General features: G+C 50.3%; 11 protein-coding genes and 5 tRNA genes. 10 read left to right on the forward strand and 6 right to left on the reverse strand.

What is annotated here, in order from left to right:
• Positions 1-3 precede the first annotated feature (3 nt).
• The 5 genes from tuf to F608_RS0105525 all read right to left on the reverse strand — a co-directional run bounded on the left by tuf (position 4) and on the right by F608_RS0105525 (position 1,686).
• On the reverse strand, positions 4-1,197 hold the full coding sequence (gene tuf / locus F608_RS0105505; protein ID WP_022664607.1) for an elongation factor Tu: 1,194 nt from the start codon (positions 1,195-1,197) through the stop codon (positions 4-6).
• Between the two features lie 25 nt (positions 1,198-1,222).
• A tRNA-Thr gene (locus F608_RS0105510) sits at positions 1,223-1,299 on the reverse strand.
• Between the two features lie 69 nt (positions 1,300-1,368).
• Positions 1,369-1,444 (reverse strand) — tRNA-Gly (locus tag F608_RS0105515).
• 69 nt (positions 1,445-1,513) lie between these two features.
• A tRNA-Tyr gene (locus tag F608_RS0105520) sits at positions 1,514-1,598 on the reverse strand.
• Between the two features lie 12 nt (positions 1,599-1,610).
• A tRNA-Thr gene (locus tag F608_RS0105525) sits at positions 1,611-1,686 on the reverse strand.
• Between the two features lie 480 nt (positions 1,687-2,166).
• Between F608_RS0105525 and F608_RS0105535 the strand changes: the two genes are divergently transcribed.
• From F608_RS0105535 to F608_RS0105580, 10 genes are all read left to right on the forward strand, one after another.
• On the forward strand, positions 2,167-3,999 hold the full coding sequence (locus tag F608_RS0105535) for a lytic transglycosylase (RefSeq protein WP_022664620.1): 1,833 nt from the start codon (positions 2,167-2,169) through the stop codon (positions 3,997-3,999).
• A gap of 153 nt (positions 4,000-4,152) precedes the next feature.
• A tRNA-Arg gene (locus F608_RS0105540) sits at positions 4,153-4,227 on the forward strand.
• A 4-nt stretch (positions 4,228-4,231) separates the two neighbouring features.
• Positions 4,232-5,446: a peptidase U32 family protein gene (locus F608_RS0105545; protein ID WP_022664621.1), complete on the forward strand. Its 1,215-nt coding sequence runs from the start codon at positions 4,232-4,234 to the stop codon at positions 5,444-5,446.
• A gap of 97 nt (positions 5,447-5,543) precedes the next feature.
• Positions 5,544-8,735 (forward strand): hybrid sensor histidine kinase/response regulator, encoded by a 3,192-nt coding sequence (locus F608_RS0105550; RefSeq protein WP_022664622.1) that lies wholly within the window; start codon positions 5,544-5,546, stop codon positions 8,733-8,735.
• Between the two features lie 31 nt (positions 8,736-8,766).
• The gene (locus tag F608_RS0105555; RefSeq protein WP_022664623.1) at positions 8,767-9,216 is read left to right on the forward strand and encodes a chemotaxis protein CheW; all 450 of its coding nucleotides are present in this window, start codon (positions 8,767-8,769) and stop codon (positions 9,214-9,216) included.
• Positions 9,216-10,322: a protein-glutamate methylesterase/protein-glutamine glutaminase gene (locus F608_RS0105560; RefSeq protein WP_022664624.1), complete on the forward strand. Its 1,107-nt coding sequence runs from the start codon at positions 9,216-9,218 to the stop codon at positions 10,320-10,322. The genes F608_RS0105555 and F608_RS0105560 overlap by 1 nt, the downstream gene beginning before the upstream one ends.
• 21 nt (positions 10,323-10,343) lie before the next feature.
• Entirely contained in the window at positions 10,344-11,192 is an 849-nt protein-coding gene (locus F608_RS0105565) for a CheR family methyltransferase (RefSeq protein WP_022664625.1), read from the forward strand.
• 7 nt (positions 11,193-11,199) lie between these two features.
• A complete protein-coding gene (locus F608_RS0105570; protein ID WP_022664626.1) occupies positions 11,200-12,873 on the forward strand; it encodes a response regulator in 1,674 nt (557 codons plus the stop codon).
• A complete protein-coding gene (locus tag F608_RS30805) occupies positions 12,873-14,810 on the forward strand; it encodes a penicillin-binding protein 1A (protein ID WP_022664627.1) in 1,938 nt (645 codons plus the stop codon). Before F608_RS0105570 ends, F608_RS30805 begins: the two co-directional genes overlap by 1 nt.
• Complete coding sequence (locus F608_RS0105580) at positions 14,807-15,289, forward strand: N-acetyltransferase (RefSeq protein ID WP_022664628.1); 483 nt, start codon at positions 14,807-14,809, stop codon at positions 15,287-15,289. Before F608_RS30805 ends, F608_RS0105580 begins: the two co-directional genes overlap by 4 nt.
• Before the next feature lie 90 nt (positions 15,290-15,379).
• Here F608_RS0105580 and F608_RS0105585 read toward each other — a convergent pair whose 3' ends face one another.
• A complete protein-coding gene (locus tag F608_RS0105585) occupies positions 15,380-16,435 on the reverse strand; it encodes a hypothetical protein (RefSeq protein WP_022664629.1) in 1,056 nt (351 codons plus the stop codon).
• Positions 16,436-16,453: the final 18 nt, after the last annotated feature.

The following is a 16,453-nucleotide window of genomic DNA, read 5'->3' on the forward strand; positions in this document are numbered from 1 at the left end:
AGCCTATTCAACAATTTCACCGATAACACCGGCGCCAACGGTCCGTCCGCCTTCTCTGATGGCGAAGCGGAGTTCTTTTTCCATGGCAATGGGGTTGATCAGCTCAACATTGATGGTTGCGTTATCACCGGGCATGATCATCTCAACGCCCTCTTCAAGGGTAAGCACCCCTGTAATATCCGTAGTCCTGAAAAAGAACTGGGGCCGGTATCCGGAAAAGAACGGGGTATGACGTCCGCCTTCTTCCTTGCTCAGGGCGTACATTTCCGCCTTGAACTTGGTATGGGGGGTGATGGTGCCGGGCTTGGATACAACCTGCCCTCTTTCCACCTGATCCCTTTTGGTTCCCCTGAGCAGAAGACCTACGTTGTCTCCGGCCTGACCTTCGTCAAGAAGTTTTCTGAACATCTCCACTCCGGTACATACGGTCTTGGACGTCTCCCGGATCCCGACAATCTCGATCTCCTCGCCGGTTTTGATGATCCCCCTCTCAATCCTGCCGGTGACTACCGTGCCCCGGCCGGAAATGGAGAATACATCCTCTATGGGCATGAGGAAAGGCTTGGCCGTGTCCCTTTCAGGTTCCGGAACGTAGCTGTCCAGGATGTCCAGAAGCTCAAAAATCGGCTTGGCCTCATCGCTGTCCACGTCATCACTCTCAAGGGCCTTGAGGGCGGAACCCCGGATGATTGGTGTCTCGTCGCCGGGGAACTCATAGGTATCCAGAAGTTCCTGGAGCTCCATTTCCACCAGCTCGATGAGCTCTTCATCATCCACCATGTCACATTTGTTTAAAAACACGACGATCTTGGGCACACCCACCTGACGGGCAAGGAGAATATGCTCCCGGGTCTGGGGCATGGGACCGTCATCTGCACTGACCACCAGAACCGCTCCGTCCATCTGAGCCGCTCCCGTGATCATGTTCTTGATATAGTCGGCATGGCCCGGGCAGTCCACATGGGCGTAGTGACGGTTTTCCGTCTCGTACTCCACATGGGCCGTTGCAATGGTAATACCGCGCTCTCTTTCCTCAGGAGCCTTGTCAATCTCGTCAAAGGGAACAAACTCGGCATTCCCCTTCAGTCCGGCAAGCTTGGTGATTGCTGCGGTAAGCGTCGTCTTCCCATGATCAATATGACCAATCGTACCGATGTTTACATGCGGTTTGGTCCGCTCGAATTTCTCCTTAGCCATTTTCTTAATCCTCCTGCCGTTATTGTGGAGCCCATGACCAGAATCGAACTGGTGAACCTCTTCCTTACCAAGGAAGCGCTCTACCGGCTGAGCTACATGGGCTTCGAAAGGCAATCCAAATTAATGATAACTTAACTTCCAAAACTTATCTAGTATAGAAATCTTTTCGGCTGGAGCGGGAGACGAGGTTCGAACTCGCGACATTCAGCTTGGAAGGCTGAAGCTCTACCAACTGAGCTACTCCCGCATACACTTTCTTGCCGACCGATCAAAGCGGCCCTGTAGTACCGACCAGTGTTAAGATCTCCTACACATTTGGTGGTGGGGGGAGGATTTGAACCTCCGAAGGCTGAGCCGTCAGATTTACAGTCTGATCCCTTTGACCACTCGGGAACCCCACCAAAACTATCTCTTGGAGCCGATACCCCGAATCGAACGGAGGACATTCTCATTACAAGTGAGATGCTCTACCAACTGAGCTATATCGGCCCATCTTTCACCGCAACTTTTTTTCACGGCAAAAAGACCGGAAGATAATATCAGAAGAATCCATGTTTAGCAACCATTATTTTTGATCAGATTCGATCGCCACCGGTAATAGGCAGAATAAAACATCAAAAAACCTGGGGTTTCCTCTGATAATCTTAATTTCTTTCGGCTTTACCCGATACGGCCTTGGCCTCGGCCACCGCCTCCGAGCCAACCCGAACCCGCAAACCAAACCTTATATATATGATCTTGTTTCTCTTTACAAGCAATAAAGCAAATCTTGAAAAGGTCTTGGCCCTGAAAGACATGATTTATGATTTTCACCCCTGTAGTCACCAGAATTCAATACGGCGCAAAATCCATAATCAAAGCTCTCCATAGATCTCTTTTCCCATAAAATTTTCTTAATATCATTGACAATTTCAATCCAATTTACTAATTATGCCTAAAAATACGCTTATTTAGCTTTGAGGAGAAGCAATGATATCAAAGAATCTGGCCATTATTACACTCATACTATTACTAACCTCCAGTTGCCAGCAAACCCATACCCAAAATGCCCGCCCGGTGAAATGCACCCCTCCCCCTTTGAGCCAGACCGAGCCCGGGACTACCCAGACCTGCCTGGACAATACAGATTCAGGCCAACCCGGCGGGACATCTTCGTCAATATCCGACATGGAAGGCAATGAGAATGCTTCACCGGCCTTAACCGGAAACGGCAATACTCCCCCGACTGAGGACTCAGTCGCTTCCGTTTCAGAGGATCAAAGCAACCCGGACCAGGAAAAAATTGACCAGGCCCTGGACCTGTGCAACCATGCTCAAAAAATGTGGGAACAGGGGAAACTGGAAGAGGCCATTTCAAATCTGGACAATGCCTATTATCTGATTCTGGAGTTGGATTCGGAGGTTTCACCCGAGCTTTACCAGCAAAAAGAAGATATCCGATTTTTAATTTCCAAACGGATTCTGGAAATATATGCATCCCGTCAGATTGTGGCCACGGGACCCCATGACGAGATCCCGGTGACCATGAACTCCCATGTTCAACGGGAAATCAAGAGACTGACAGGGCCTGAAAGAAAATATTTTATCAGGGCCCTTGAGCGTTCTTCAAGGTATCGTCCCCTGATCGTCCAGGAATTAAAAAAATCAGGTCTCCCGGAAGAGATCTCATGGCTTCCTCTTATCGAAAGCGGATTCAAACTCAGGGCTCTCTCCTCTGCCCGGGCCCTGGGGCTGTGGCAGTTCATTCCCTCCACCGGATATAAATTCGGATTGACCCGCAATTATTACATCGATGAACGGATGGATCCGGAGAAAGCCACCCGGGCCGCCATCACCTATCTAAAAGAACTGCACAATCTTTTCGGGGACTGGACAACTGCCCTGGCCGCATACAACTGTGGAGAAGGAAGAGTGCTGAGAATTATCCGCGGCCAGAAAATCAACTATCTTGACAATTTCTGGGATCTTTATCAGAACCTGCCCAGGGAAACGGCCCGGTATGTCCCCCGGTTTCTGGCAACGGTCCACATCGTCAACAACCTTGAAAAATATAACATCTCCATTGACAATCCATTGTCTCCCATCCCGTACAAAAGCGTTGAAATCAATAAGCAGCTCCGGTTGAAAGATGTTGCCAGGGGTTCAGGCGTCAAGCTTTCGACATTAAAAGAGCTGAACCCCGAACTCAGATACTCTCTGCTGCCGCCGGAAACCTATGCCCTGAGAATTCCAGAGGATAAGGCGGCCCAGTTCATGGCAAAACTGGATACCATCAAATCCACCTATTCACCGCCTCCGGTTTTTGTCTACCATCGGGTCAGAAGAGGAGACACCCTTTCCGGCCTTGCCCGACGCTATAAGACATCGGTAAGGGCCATTTCCCTTGCAAACAATATCGGAAGAACCCACACCATTGTTGCCGGCAAGGTATTAAAAATTCCCAACAGAAGACGGGCCGGGGCAGTACCTGCTGCTCTCACAACTGCTAAGCCCGCAACCTACACGGTGAAACGGGGGGACAATCTGTGGATCATTGCCAGAAAATTCTCCACAAATACCAAACAGCTCATGGCGGCCAACAATTTAACAAACACCAACCTGAGGATCGGTCAGACCCTTTTGATTCATTCCAAGAGTCAAAGCATTGCACGGCAAGGCTCGGGAACATACCGGGTGAAATCAGGCGACAGCCCGTTTTTAATCGCCAAGAGGCACCATATGAGCCTGAACCGATTGCTGGCCCTGAACCGTCTTGACAAATGGAGCAAAATCTACCCGGGCCAGAAATTGATTATTGAGTAAAAGACCGACTCAACCTTGAATATCAAAACTTTATGCTTGTCTTCTCCGGGGGATTGGTGTATAAAAACTGGCCGTATTTGTTCAAGGATCTTGATTTCAGGGATGCTGGACAGCCTTTGTCAAAGGCCGGAAACCCTTTATTGACAAAATTCTGCCCCCGTAGCTCAGTGGATAGAGCATAGGATTCCTAATCCTTGTGCGCAGGTTCGATTCCTGCCGGGGGTACCAGATTATGATCAAAAAACCCGAACTCCTGGCACCTGCCGGTAATTTTGAAAAGCTGGAAATCGCCATCCACTATGGCGCCGATGCCGTCTACCTGGCAGGCAAGGATTTCAGTCTAAGAAATTTTTCGGGCAACTTCAGCGACGCAGAACTGGTCCAAGCCATAGAACTGGCCCACAAGAGTAATGTAAAGGTATATCTGGCCTGCAATATCTACTCGAGAAATCCAGAACAGGATCAGATAAAAGATTTTCTTAAAAAAGTCGGAAAGATAAGACCGGACGGGGTGATTATCTCGGATCCGGGCATAGTGATGCTGGCCCGGGAACTCATTCCCCAGATCGACATACACCTGAGCACCCAGGCCAATACCACCAATTTTAATTCTGTCAGATTCTGGAAGAGTATCGGGGTCAAGCGGGTCAACCTGGCCAGGGAGCTCTCCCTGGAAGAGATCCGGGAAATCATTGACCAGACCGGCATTGAAACAGAAACCTTTATCCACGGCGCCATGTGCATTTCCTACTCGGGCCGCTGCCTTCTCAGCAGTTTTCTGAGTCATCGGGACAGCAACCGGGGACTGTGCAGCCATCCATGCCGCTGGAAATACTCTGTGGTGGAAGAGCTAAGGCCCCATGAATTTCACCCCCTTGCCCAGGACGAGAGGGGGTCGTATATTTTCAACTCAAAAGACCTCTGCATGATAGAGCATATCCCCGAACTGGTACGGGCCAATATCTCTTCTTTGAAAATCGAAGGCAGGATGAAGGGCATCAACTACCTGGCTTCAGTGGTCAAAGCCTATCGAAGCGCCCTGGATGCCTACGCCAAAGATCCCCAGGCCTATGTTCTTAAAGAGGAATGGATCAAAGAACTGACCCAGACCTTTCACCGGCCCTTCTGCACCGGATTCTATTTTGGGGACCCCGGGGAAGTCTTACCCAACTATGACAACACCCACCAGGGGAAAATTCATAGTTTCATCGGAAAAATTCTGGAAACCCATGAAAACAGACGCTGCCTGGTAGAAATCAGAAACAAAATCGGAGTAAAAGACCGGGTGATGATTCTTTCGGCCAAAGGACCGGCCCGTGAGTCTGACATCCTGTCTTTGACGGATTCCGACATGAATCCAATAGATTATGGCCAGCCAAACACAAAAGCCCTAATGGAACTGGAACACCAATTTAATGCCAATGATATTATACGAAAAATTGGATAACCATTCTTAGTTTGACTTTCCATTTCCTTTTTTGTAAATTGTTCTATTATTAGGTATTTTTTCCTTTTCAAAGACAAACGCCTTCAGGAGATTTATGATGTTTGAAGATGATGAAACCCTACAGATGTATATTGAAGAATCCCTTGACCATCTTGGTGATATCGAAAGTGACCTATTGGCAATTGAAGAAGCTGGAGAAAACATTGATCTTGATCTGGTCAACAATGTATTCAGGGCTGCCCACTCCGTCAAAGGCGGGGCCGGTTTCATGGGGCTGACAACCATCAAAGATCTTGCCCACAACCTGGAAAATGTTCTGGGCCTGGTCAGAAACAGTGAACTGGTTCCGGATTCCAACAAAATCAGCGTCCTGCTAAAGGGTTTTGACAAGCTTGAAAACCTGCTGAACAACATTGAAGCCAGCAATGATGTGGACATCAGCGAACATGTTGAGGCATTGGAAAACATTACCAAGTCCTCCCTGCCCGAGGAAAAACAGGGCATGGTAAAGGAGATGGTGGATATCACCCTCAAGGACGGCAGGATTTTTGAAGAGATTTCCCATTATGAACTGGAACAACACCTCACCGATGGCAAGAACATCTTTCTGGTGGAATACGACCTGCTCCAGGACATTCACCGTAAGGGCAAAAAGCCCATGGATGTTCTGGCCAACCTCCAGAAGACCGGTATCATCGTCGACTCCAGAATTGATTTCAATTCCGTGGGAACCCTTGACGACGACACCGGCCCCACAAGGATCCCCTTCCAGGTTCTGTTTGCCTCCATTATTGAACATGATATGGCGGAAACCCTGTTTGATCTGAACGATCAATATATCCATCAAATAACCGAAGATATGGTCCGGCCTTCAACCGAAGGAGAGACCCGTGATCATCCCCGGACCATGCCGGTCCAGGAGGCTGTGTCCTCCCCGGTCCAATCCCCGGCTGCGCCTGCAGCCCCGGTCCAGGCGCCTGTGGAAGAAAAGGCCTCTGCCCCGGCTGCAAAGGCCTTTGAGACGGAAAGCGATGCCAAGACCGGGGAAAAAGACCTCCAGATCGGTTCAAAACTCCAGACCTCTCTTAGGGTCAGCGTAGGGCTTCTGGACACCCTCATGAACCTGGCAGGGGAACTTGTCTTAAGCAGAAATCAACTCCTGCAGGGAATAAACTCTTCCAATTCCAAGGCCACGGAACTATCCAGCCAGCGAATTGACATGATTACTTCCGAACTCCAGGAAGCCATTATGCGAACCCGGATGCAGCCTATCGCTAATATTTTCAATAAATTCACGCGGGTGGTCAGGGATCTTTCCCAGCAACTGGACAAGTCCATTGATCTGATCATTGAGGGCAAAGAGGTTGAACTGGATAAGACCATTCTGGAATCCATTAACGATCCCCTGACCCACCTGGTCCGGAACTCCATTGACCACGGCATTGAAACGCCCATGGAAAGGGAGCAGTTGGGAAAAAACGGCACAGGCAAGATATTTCTGAAAGCCTTTCATGATGCCGGCCAGGTTAACATCGTCATCTCAGACGACGGCCGGGGACTCGTGCCTGAAAAAATTGCAAAATCGGCTGTCAGCAAAGGACTGAAGACCGAGCAGCAGATAGCCGACATGTCGGACAAGGCCAAGATGGAACTGATCTTCCTGCCCGGATTTTCAACTGCAGAACAGGTCACCGACGTATCCGGCCGCGGGGTCGGCATGGATGTGGTGGTGACCAATATCGAAAGCCTGGGCGGTATCATTGAGATAGACTCAACTCCCGGAAAGGGAACGGATATTCAGATCAAACTGCCCTTGACCCTGGCCATCATTCCCAGCCAGATTACCTCGGTGGAAAACGAGAGATATGCCCTTCCCCAGGTTAACCTTAAAGAGTTGCTCAGGGTGCCGGCTGCCCATGTAAAGGAAAAAATTGAAAAGGTGGGGGATGCCAGTGTTGTCCGGTTAAGGGGAGAGCTTCTTCCCCTGCTGAACCTGGCCAAGGTGCTGGGCATTGAGAAGACCTATACGGATCCTGAGGACAATGAAACCCGAAAAGACCGGAGAGAGAACCTGGCCGACAGGCGGTCCAGGCAGCTTTCAACCGGAGAAGATGCCCCGGAAAACGAGACTCCGGAAAATGAAGAGCAGGCTGTTGAAAGGGACAAGGAAGACCGGCGTTACCACGCAGCCAGTGCCATCAACATCGCCGTGGTTTCCGCCGGTCCGTATAAGTACGGTCTGGTGGTTGACCAGCTCCACGATTCCGAGGAGATTGTCGTCAAACCGGTGGGCAGGCACCTGAAAAAATGCACGGCCTATGCCGGTGCCACCATCATGGGAGACGGCAAGGTAGCCCTGATCCTTGATATTTCCAACCTGGCCCAAATGGCGGAGCTGTCCACTGCGGCCGAGGTAAATCAAATGGCCAGGGCTGCTGAAGAGGCTGAAAAGGCAAACAAGGACAAGGCCGCTCTCCTGACCTTTCAAAACGGAGAGTCAGAGCACTTTGCCGCTCCCCTGAGCCTGGTGGAGAGAATAGAAAGGATACAGACCTCGGATATCGAAGAAATCGGGGACAAAAAAGTTGTTCAATACCGGGGCGGTGCCCTTCCCCTGTACGAGCTTTCCCAGGTCGCGGAGTTCAGCGACCTGCCTAAAAAGGAGCAGCAGGAAGTCATCGTCTTTAAAGTGAAGGATAAAGAAATCGGCCTCATGGTCACCCCGCCGGTGGATGCTCTTGAAGTGGTCCTTGATCTGGATGAGAACACTCTGAAGCAACCGGCCGTGAGCGGATCCATGATCATAAACAACCATACTACCCTCCTGGTGGACATCTTTGAAATGGTCAAAAAGCTGAATCCGGAATGGTTTAAAATCGAAGCCGATGCGGCAGCGGCCATGGCCGAAGACGGTGAAAAAATCATTCTGTTTGCAGAGGACTCCGCCTTTTTCAGAAACCAGGTCAGGACCTTCATGGAAGAAGACGGGTTTAAGGTGATCGAGGCGGAAGACGGACGTATCGCCTGGGAACTGCTCAAGGAGAGGGTGGATGAAATCGACCTTGTGGTCACCGACCTTGAAATGCCCAACATGGACGGTTTTGAGCTGACCAAACGGATAAAAAATGATCCGACGTACTCCCACCTGGGTGTGATTGCCCTGACCTCCCTGGCCAGCGATGCCCATGTTGAAAAGGGAAAAACCGCCGGGATTGATGAGTATGAAATCAAACTTGACAGGGAAAAGCTCATGGCGATCATCAGAAAATACCTGAACCTTTCCAGATAATTTTTTTTGTATAAGGATTAAGGAGATACAAATGACCGAGGCAAAAAAGAACAGCTCTTCCAAGGATCTGGAATTTTCCACTTTTTATGTGGGAGGAGCGCTTTGCGGGATCAATATTTTGAATATTCAGGAAATCAACAAGCATTTTGAAATTACCCAGGTTCCCCAGGCTCCCGAATACATTGAGGGAATATTAAATCTGAGGGGTAAAATCGTCACCATTGTGGATCTGGGAAAAAAGCTGGGACTGGATCCAGTGAACAAAGATAAGGACAATCGAAACATCATTGTCAACTCCGAAGATGAACCCATCGGACTCCTCGTGGACTCCATCAGCGATGTGGTTTTGGCCAGCCAGGAAAATATTGAGCCGGCCCCGTCCAACATCGGAGGAGTCAGGGGAAAGTATTTTCAAGGCGTATTAAAAACGGAAAAACAATTGATCGGCATCCTTGATATCGATGAGGTTCTTAAAGAATAATGAACAATCTCAGAGCCGTTGTCATAGACGATACCATTGTCTATAGAAAAATTGTAGGAGACGTTTTAAAAACAATTCCCGGGATTGAAGTGGTGGCAACCGCCAACAACGGGAAAATCGCCCTATCCAAGATCAAGACCCTCAAGCCCGATCTGATCACCCTTGACATTGAAATGCCTGAAATGAACGGGATCCAGGTTCTGGAGGAACTCCAGGGTCTTGAATCCCCTCCTGCGGTGATCATGCTGTCCACATTGACCCGGGAGGGGAGCGAGATGACCATCCGGGCTCTGGAACTGGGGGCCTTTGACTTTGTTCCCAAGCCCGAAGAGGGACGGATGGCCGACAACCTGGAAAAGGTCAAGGCGGCCATCGTCCCCATTGTCACCGCGTTAAAAAGACAAAAGGGGACTGTCCAGAGAATCCGCGGGAATCGAATGCCCCCTTCCCCGGCCCCTTCTCCGAGAGAAAAACCGCAAATTTCCCAGTCCCGGATTATTCGCAAAACAACAGGTGTCCTGAAATCAAGCTCCGAAATCGTAGGAATCGGTATTTCCACAGGGGGCCCCAATGCCCTGACCCAGATGATTCCCATGCTTCCTGCGGGCCTGAAAGCACCGGTCCTCATTGTCCAGCATATGCCCCCCATGTTCACGGCATCCCTTGCCAGCAGCCTGGACAAAAAAAGCCGGCTTGAGGTCAAAGAGGCCCAGGACGGCGATACCATCCAATCGGGAAAGGTATTTATCGCCCCCGGCGGAAAACAGATGAAAATCGTTGCGGCCGCCGACGGCGTTTCCAGAAAAATAAAGATCACAGACGACCCGCCCGAGAACAGCTGTAAACCTTCTGTGGACTATCTTTTCAGGTCCATTGCCCAACATTACGTGGGCCGTGCCACCGGGGTGATCATGACCGGAATGGGATCGGACGGATCCAAAGGCCTGGTCCAGATGAAAGAGAGCGGCAGTTTTGTCATTGCCCAGGATGAAGCCACATGTACGGTTTTCGGGATGCCCAAAGAGCCCATTGAATCCGGGATCGCAGATGTAATTGTTCCCTTGCCCCAAATTGCAGATGAAATCGTAAAGTCAATTGCAAAATAACCTCCAACTTACCGGCACAACATGAGCAAAATCAAAGTAACTCCTGAGGAATTTAAAAGCTTTTCAAAATACATTCTTGATATTTCAGGAATCGCCTTGACCGCCGGTAAGGAGTATCTTCTGGAGACACGATTAAGTCCCATGCTCAACCGCCTGGGGTGCAAGTCCTACGGAGAACTCTTAAAAAAAGCACAATTTGATTCTAAAAAGGAGCTGAAAAATGAAATCATTGACGCCATCTCCACCAATGAAACCTATTTTTTCAGGGATAAATCCCCGTTTCAGCTTCTTCAGCATAAGATCCTTCCCGACCTCATTGACAAAAGAAGCACCCGGACTCCGGGCATAAAACCGAGCATCCGCCTGTGGAGCGCGGCAAACTCAACGGGCCAGGAAATATACTCCATTGCCATGACCCTTCTTGAGATGGGCGTTACCCCCCAGGCGTATAACATCCGGCTCTTTGGCACGGATATTTCGGATGCGGCCATTGCCCAGGCCAGTTACGGGCTCTACAATAAATTTGAGGTGGCCCGGGGCCTTGAGCCTGCCAGGCTGGCCAAATACTTCACTCCCCATGAGGACCGGTATCGGATCAAGGATGAGATCAGAAGCATGGCCCAGTTTAAAAAGATGAACCTGATGGAACCCTTTACAGGGTTGGGAAAGTTTGACATCGTCCTGTGCCGGAATGTGATGATTTATTTTACCACCGAGGATCGGAGGCGAATTTACGAAAACATTGCAAAAACCCTGGAACCGGACGGTTATCTGCTGATCGGAGCCACTGAATCCCTTGTCAATGATACGGATCTGTTTGTTTCCCAGAAATACCTGAACTCGGTATTCTACCAGTTTAAAAATCAATAGGAAGACCATGGGATCTATTAGCGAAAAAGAATTCATCAATGAACTGACCTTCTGCCTGAAACAGGAGGATATCGTCAAGGCAAAGGCCCTGCTTCAGTTTGCCTCTGATTCGAATGTCGATGTAAATGTACAGAAAAAGGCCCTGTCGGAACTGGCCAAGGGACCTGAAAAAATTGTCTTCCCCCTGCTGGAGTATCTCACCCGCCTTGAAATTTCCAACCCGGAGGTCCAGGAGTCCCTTTACGAACTCATCCTGGACATGGCTTACGGCAACACAGATCTGGTTATCGAGTACATAAAAGAGAATACAAAAAAAACCCGGATTCTATTTTTACAGGCCGTCGGAGATCTCATGCTCACGGACACGGCCCAGGCCCTGGAGGATATCATCGCCTCGGATGGGGACAAGGATATCCTGGTGGAAGCCATCCAGTCCCTGGGCAGACTCAGGCTGCCGGAAGCCATATCCACCATATCTCTGATGGCGGTCCATCCTGACCGGGAGGTCAAACGGGCAGCCATTTTTGCCATTGCCGAGACCGGGGGTACGGATGCCGTAGACCTTCTCATCGGTTTTCTCGGAGATGACGAGGAAACCGATAAACTGGCCGTGGAATCCCTGGCTGAAATTCAGGATATCTATTCCCTGGAAAGACTGGCCTCCCTTTTAAGTTCCCCGGTCACAATTGTCCGCGACACGGCCATTGATCAACTCATGAAACTGGGAACCAAGGCCACCCCCATCCTGACCAAAGCCTTCAGGAATGCCGAGGCCGATTACCTGGTGCACCTGGTGACCACCCTTGGGTATATTGGTGATCCGGCTGCGGTTCCGGCTCTGCTCAATATCATCAACACCCATCCCAAGGATGCCAATATCCGCCAGGCCACCTTTGAAGCCATGGAAAGAATCCCCTCCCCCAGGACCGCCATCTGCCTGGCCCAGGGACTCCAGGACGAGGTTGAGGCCGTTCGGATGAGTGCGGCCCGGGCCATTGATATCAACCTTTCCAAACCATTGGTGGCCGGCCTGAAAAATATCATCCGGGATGAATCCCAGGATTCTGTGAAGGCAGTGGCCGCCCTGATCGATTCCGAGGCCGGCAATATCTTCAATTTCCTGGTGGAAGAGGAATCTTTTCAAAAAATCGCCCAGGAACATGTTCTCAATAACGCCTCCCCCAACGCCAGAAAGAGCTTTTTACAACAATTGACCAGCCTGGGAAAAAAGGAATTGGTCAAGAACCTGACATCAAAAATCAAAGAGACCCCGGAGCCGGAAAAGGCCGAAGCTGCCATTTTTATCATTGATGACTCCAAGATGATGCTCAAACTCTACCAGAATAAATTATCGGCCATGGGATTTGAACCCACCTGCTTCCACCGTCCCGAGGATGCGATCCCACAGATTATCAAAGACAGGCCCCAACTTGTGATCACTGACTTGAACATGCCCAATATCAGCGGTCTGGAACTGACCCGGGAGGTCAGAAAGGAGTTTACCCGCAAAGCCCTCCCCATTCTCATGATCACCACCCAGAGTGATTTTGTGGAAAGCAATGACGGCAATTTAAAAGTGGATGATTCAGCCCTTTCAAAATCCGGGATTAACCAGGTCCTTTATAAACCCTTTCGAGACAAGGATCTGAAAAACGCGGTAACCGCTCTTTTAAAAAAATAATGACAAAGGTTAAACCGGGGGTCATCGTTCTCCTCGTGGCCGGAGGCCTTCTTGCAGGCCTTCTGCTGGGTACCTTCTTTGGACTGGTTCATGACCTTCCCGAAATCAACCGACTCAAACAATTCAAGCCCCCATCGGTCACCACCCTTTATTCCAGGAACAACCAGGTGATTTCCCGCTTCTTCCTGGAGCAGCGTTTCCCCGTATCCCTGGAAGAAGTGAGCCCATTCCTGATCACGGCCCTGATCACAACCGAAGACAGGGGTTTTTACACCCATTCAGGCATAAACCTAAAGGCCATTTTAAGAGCTCTTATCCACGATCTCAAAGCCGGCGGATTCAAACAGGGGGCAAGTACCCTGACCCAGCAGCTGGCAAAGACCCTGTTTCTCTCTTCGGAGAAATCCCTGGTCCGGAAAATCAGGGAAGCGATTTTGGCCCTGCAGATAGAGAGAAGATATACCAAAGATGAGATCCTTGAACTCTATTTGAATCAAATCTACCTTGGATCAGGCTCCTATGGTGTCGAAGCTGCAGCCCGGACCTATTTCAACCGGTCTGCTGACAGCCTCACTCTGGGTCAGGCAGCCATGCTCGCCGGCCTTCCCAAAGCCCCTTCTGCCTACTCTCCCCTGAACAATCCAAAACTTGCCCGGAAAAGAAGAGCGGTTGTGCTCAAACAGATGCTTTTACTGGACAAGATCTCCAGGTCTGAATATGAAGCGGGGGACAAAGAGCCCGTCCTCAGCGGCGATTCCGATCCGGGTGCGGACAGGGCCCCTTATTTCACACAATTTGTCCGGAGTGAACTGGAAAATCAAATCGATCTTAAGGGCCTGTATTCCAGGGGCGCCGGGATCCGGACCACCCTTGACCTGAACCTCCAGAAGATTGCCGAAGGATCCGTGGACAAACACATGGCAGCCCTTGAGGCCCGCATGACCCGAAAAGGTCTTGACCCGTCCTTTCTTGAATGCGCCCTTGTCGCCCTTGATGTAAAAACCGGGGCCGTTCTCGCCATGATAGGGGGCAGAGACTTTAAGCGCAGCCGGTTCAACCGGGCGGTCCAGGCCAGAAGGCAGCCCGGGTCCGCCTTTAAACCCTTTGTGTTTGCTGCGGCCCTGGAACAGGGATTCTCCCAGGCGCATACCCTGGCCGATGCCCCCCTCTCCCTGGATTTGGACAACAACACCGCCTGGAAAGTCAAAAATTTTTCAGGTACTTTTTCCGGGGAAATGACCCTAAGAAAAGCCCTGGCCCTGTCCAAAAACACACCCGCAGTGAGACTCATCCGGGAAATCAGCCCCCGGTCCGTGGTCGATCTGGCCCTACGAGCCGGAATTGTCTCCCCCCTCAAACCTTATCCGTCCCTGGCTCTGGGTAGTTTTGAAGTGACCCTCCTGGAACTGACCCGGGCCTATATTCCCTTTGCCAACAAGGGGATCCGGGTACAATCCTTTGCCATCGACAGAATCGAGGATCTGGACGGAAGAATCCTTTTTCAGACCCAGGAGCAGAAACAGCCGGCCATGTCCAGAAAGGATGCCGCCGTGATGGCAGATATGCTCAAGGCGGTGATTACCGAAGGCACCGGAAAAAAGGCCTTGGAAATCAAAAAGGATATCGCCGGAAAAACAGGAACCACCGACGATTTTAGAGATGCCCTTTTCATCGGGTTCAGCCCGGGAACCGCCCTGGGGGTATGGGTGGGCAATGACGATTCATCCACCCTTGGCAGATATGAAACCGGAGCAAAGGCGGCACTTCCCATCTGGATCGATACGATGAAGGCCGTACTGGAAAATCAGCCTCTCCAATACTTTGATATACCGGACCGGACAAAAATGGTGTATATCAATCCCGGTAACGGAAAGATAACCGGGCCGGAAAAATCTGACTCGGTCAGGGCGCTGTTAAGGACAGAGGACTTACAATGATAAGAAAAGCCGTACTCAATGATGTGAACGCCATCCATGCATTGCTTCAATTTTATGCCAGAAAAGAAGAACTTCTGGCCCGCCCCTTGAGCATCCTCTATGATCATTTACGGGATTTCTGGGTATATGAAGATCCGGATACGGGTAAAGTGGTGGGATGCTGCGGACTTCAGTTCTGCTGGGAGGATCTCGCCGAAATCCGTTCCCTGGCGGTTGATCCGGACTTCAACGGCCAGGGCATCGGCTCGGCTCTGACGGAAAGGGCCATTCAGGAAGCCTTTTATTTCAAGGTAAAGCGTTTATTTACCCTCACCTATAAACCCGCCTTTTTTGAAAAATTCGGATTTTCCGTGATCCATAAAAACGAGCTTCCCATAAAAGTCTGGTCAGACTGCGTTAGCTGCGTCAATTTTCCCAACTGCAATGAGACGGCCATGATGAAGCAATTGAGAATTGAGGATGCCGCGCCAATTGGATAAACAAACATGATCGCGAAACCACAACAAAAAAGGTAAGAATCGCCTAATTTACTCGCTTTTCAAGCTTTTCTTTGCTTCTCTTGCTCGTTTCTAAACATAAATCATCTTGTAGGGGATGGGCGAATGGTGCATCACAGACGGCTTTGGCAGAATATGCTCCTGGGACACGGTCAGCCAGTTGGCATCGGCTTTCAGTTCCCTGAGCCGCCCCCCTTCCGAAGGCAGGGCATGGCTGGTGTGATCATACCGGACACTCAGAATACAGATATAGGATCTGCCCTGCCGGGCAATGACATAGTTTTTGGTAAAGGAGTTCTGGGTAATTCCTGCCAGTTCTGCCAGATCCTTGACCTTGTCCACGGACAGCTTGACCAGAACGGCCTTTGAAATCCCCCTTTCATCAATTTTCAAGAGATTTCTCGACTCACTGGAAGAGACATAGACCGTTGTGATTCCGTCAAGCTGTCTGAAGTACTGGGCCGCCACAATGGCCGCCGTTCTCCTGCCTCCGGACATCACGGGTATCCCGTAGTACTCAAACAATTTTTTCTGCAGATCTTCCGCGTATTTATCCCCTTTTTCATAGAGGTCCTTGGATATATAGCGCAGGGACTTGGCAAGATTCTCCGACGCATCTGCAATGGGCCAGTCCACCCGCACGTGGAAATGGGTCAAGGCATACTGAACCTTTGCCCGCTGGTTTCTCTGGATCAAGAGGGCGTAGTCAACGGCCAGGAGGGGCCGGAGCAGGGAAAAAAAATCTCCGGTGTCAAAGTACTTGAGGTTCCGGTCAAAATTCTCCACATTGGGAAAGTACTTGTGCCTTAATAAATTGGTTTTCGTGGTCTTGTTGGCATCAAAATACCGGATATACTTTTTATGTTTGGCCCCGATATAGTCTTCGGAAAAGATGATGAGAAAAGAATTCTGGGCGTCAAACTCCACCGAAGGGATTCGTGCCCGGGGTTTGAGTTCCCGCAGCTCCACAAAGGGGTAGGGGGTCCTCAGCCGTAAGAAATTATTATAGGACCCCACCAGGGAATAGCCCAGGACAAATTGATCCAGCTCATCCCGAAGCACTTCGTAATAGGAGCGTCTCAATTTCGCTTCCCTGCTCAGACATTCTCTTTGGGTACAAAAATCCATCCGTCCTCCCTTGCCCGA

It is taken from the genome of Desulfospira joergensenii DSM 10085 (assembly GCF_000420085.1).
Taxonomy (GTDB): Bacteria; Desulfobacterota; Desulfobacteria; order Desulfobacterales; family Desulfobacteraceae; genus Desulfospira; species Desulfospira joergensenii.

What these genes read in the sequence shown, in the direction of transcription:
- tuf (WP_022664607.1), bottom strand. Translation starts at nt 1,197, where the DNA reads ATGGCTAAGGAGAAATTCGAGCGGACCAAACCGCATGTAAACATCGGT.
- F608_RS0105535 (WP_022664620.1), top strand. Translation starts at nt 2,167, where the DNA reads ATGATATCAAAGAATCTGGCCATTATTACACTCATACTATTACTAACC.
- F608_RS0105545 (WP_022664621.1), top strand. Translation starts at nt 4,232, where the DNA reads ATGATCAAAAAACCCGAACTCCTGGCACCTGCCGGTAATTTTGAAAAG.
- F608_RS0105550 (WP_022664622.1), top strand. Translation starts at nt 5,544, where the DNA reads ATGTTTGAAGATGATGAAACCCTACAGATGTATATTGAAGAATCCCTT.
- F608_RS0105555 (WP_022664623.1), top strand. Translation starts at nt 8,767, where the DNA reads ATGACCGAGGCAAAAAAGAACAGCTCTTCCAAGGATCTGGAATTTTCC.
- F608_RS0105560 (WP_022664624.1), top strand. Translation starts at nt 9,216, where the DNA reads ATGAACAATCTCAGAGCCGTTGTCATAGACGATACCATTGTCTATAGA.
- F608_RS0105565 (WP_022664625.1), top strand. Translation starts at nt 10,344, where the DNA reads ATGAGCAAAATCAAAGTAACTCCTGAGGAATTTAAAAGCTTTTCAAAA.
- F608_RS0105570 (WP_022664626.1), top strand. Translation starts at nt 11,200, where the DNA reads ATGGGATCTATTAGCGAAAAAGAATTCATCAATGAACTGACCTTCTGC.
- F608_RS30805 (WP_022664627.1), top strand. Translation starts at nt 12,873, where the DNA reads ATGACAAAGGTTAAACCGGGGGTCATCGTTCTCCTCGTGGCCGGAGGC.
- F608_RS0105580 (WP_022664628.1), top strand. Translation starts at nt 14,807, where the DNA reads ATGATAAGAAAAGCCGTACTCAATGATGTGAACGCCATCCATGCATTG.
- F608_RS0105585 (WP_022664629.1), bottom strand. Translation starts at nt 16,435, where the DNA reads ATGGATTTTTGTACCCAAAGAGAATGTCTGAGCAGGGAAGCGAAATTG.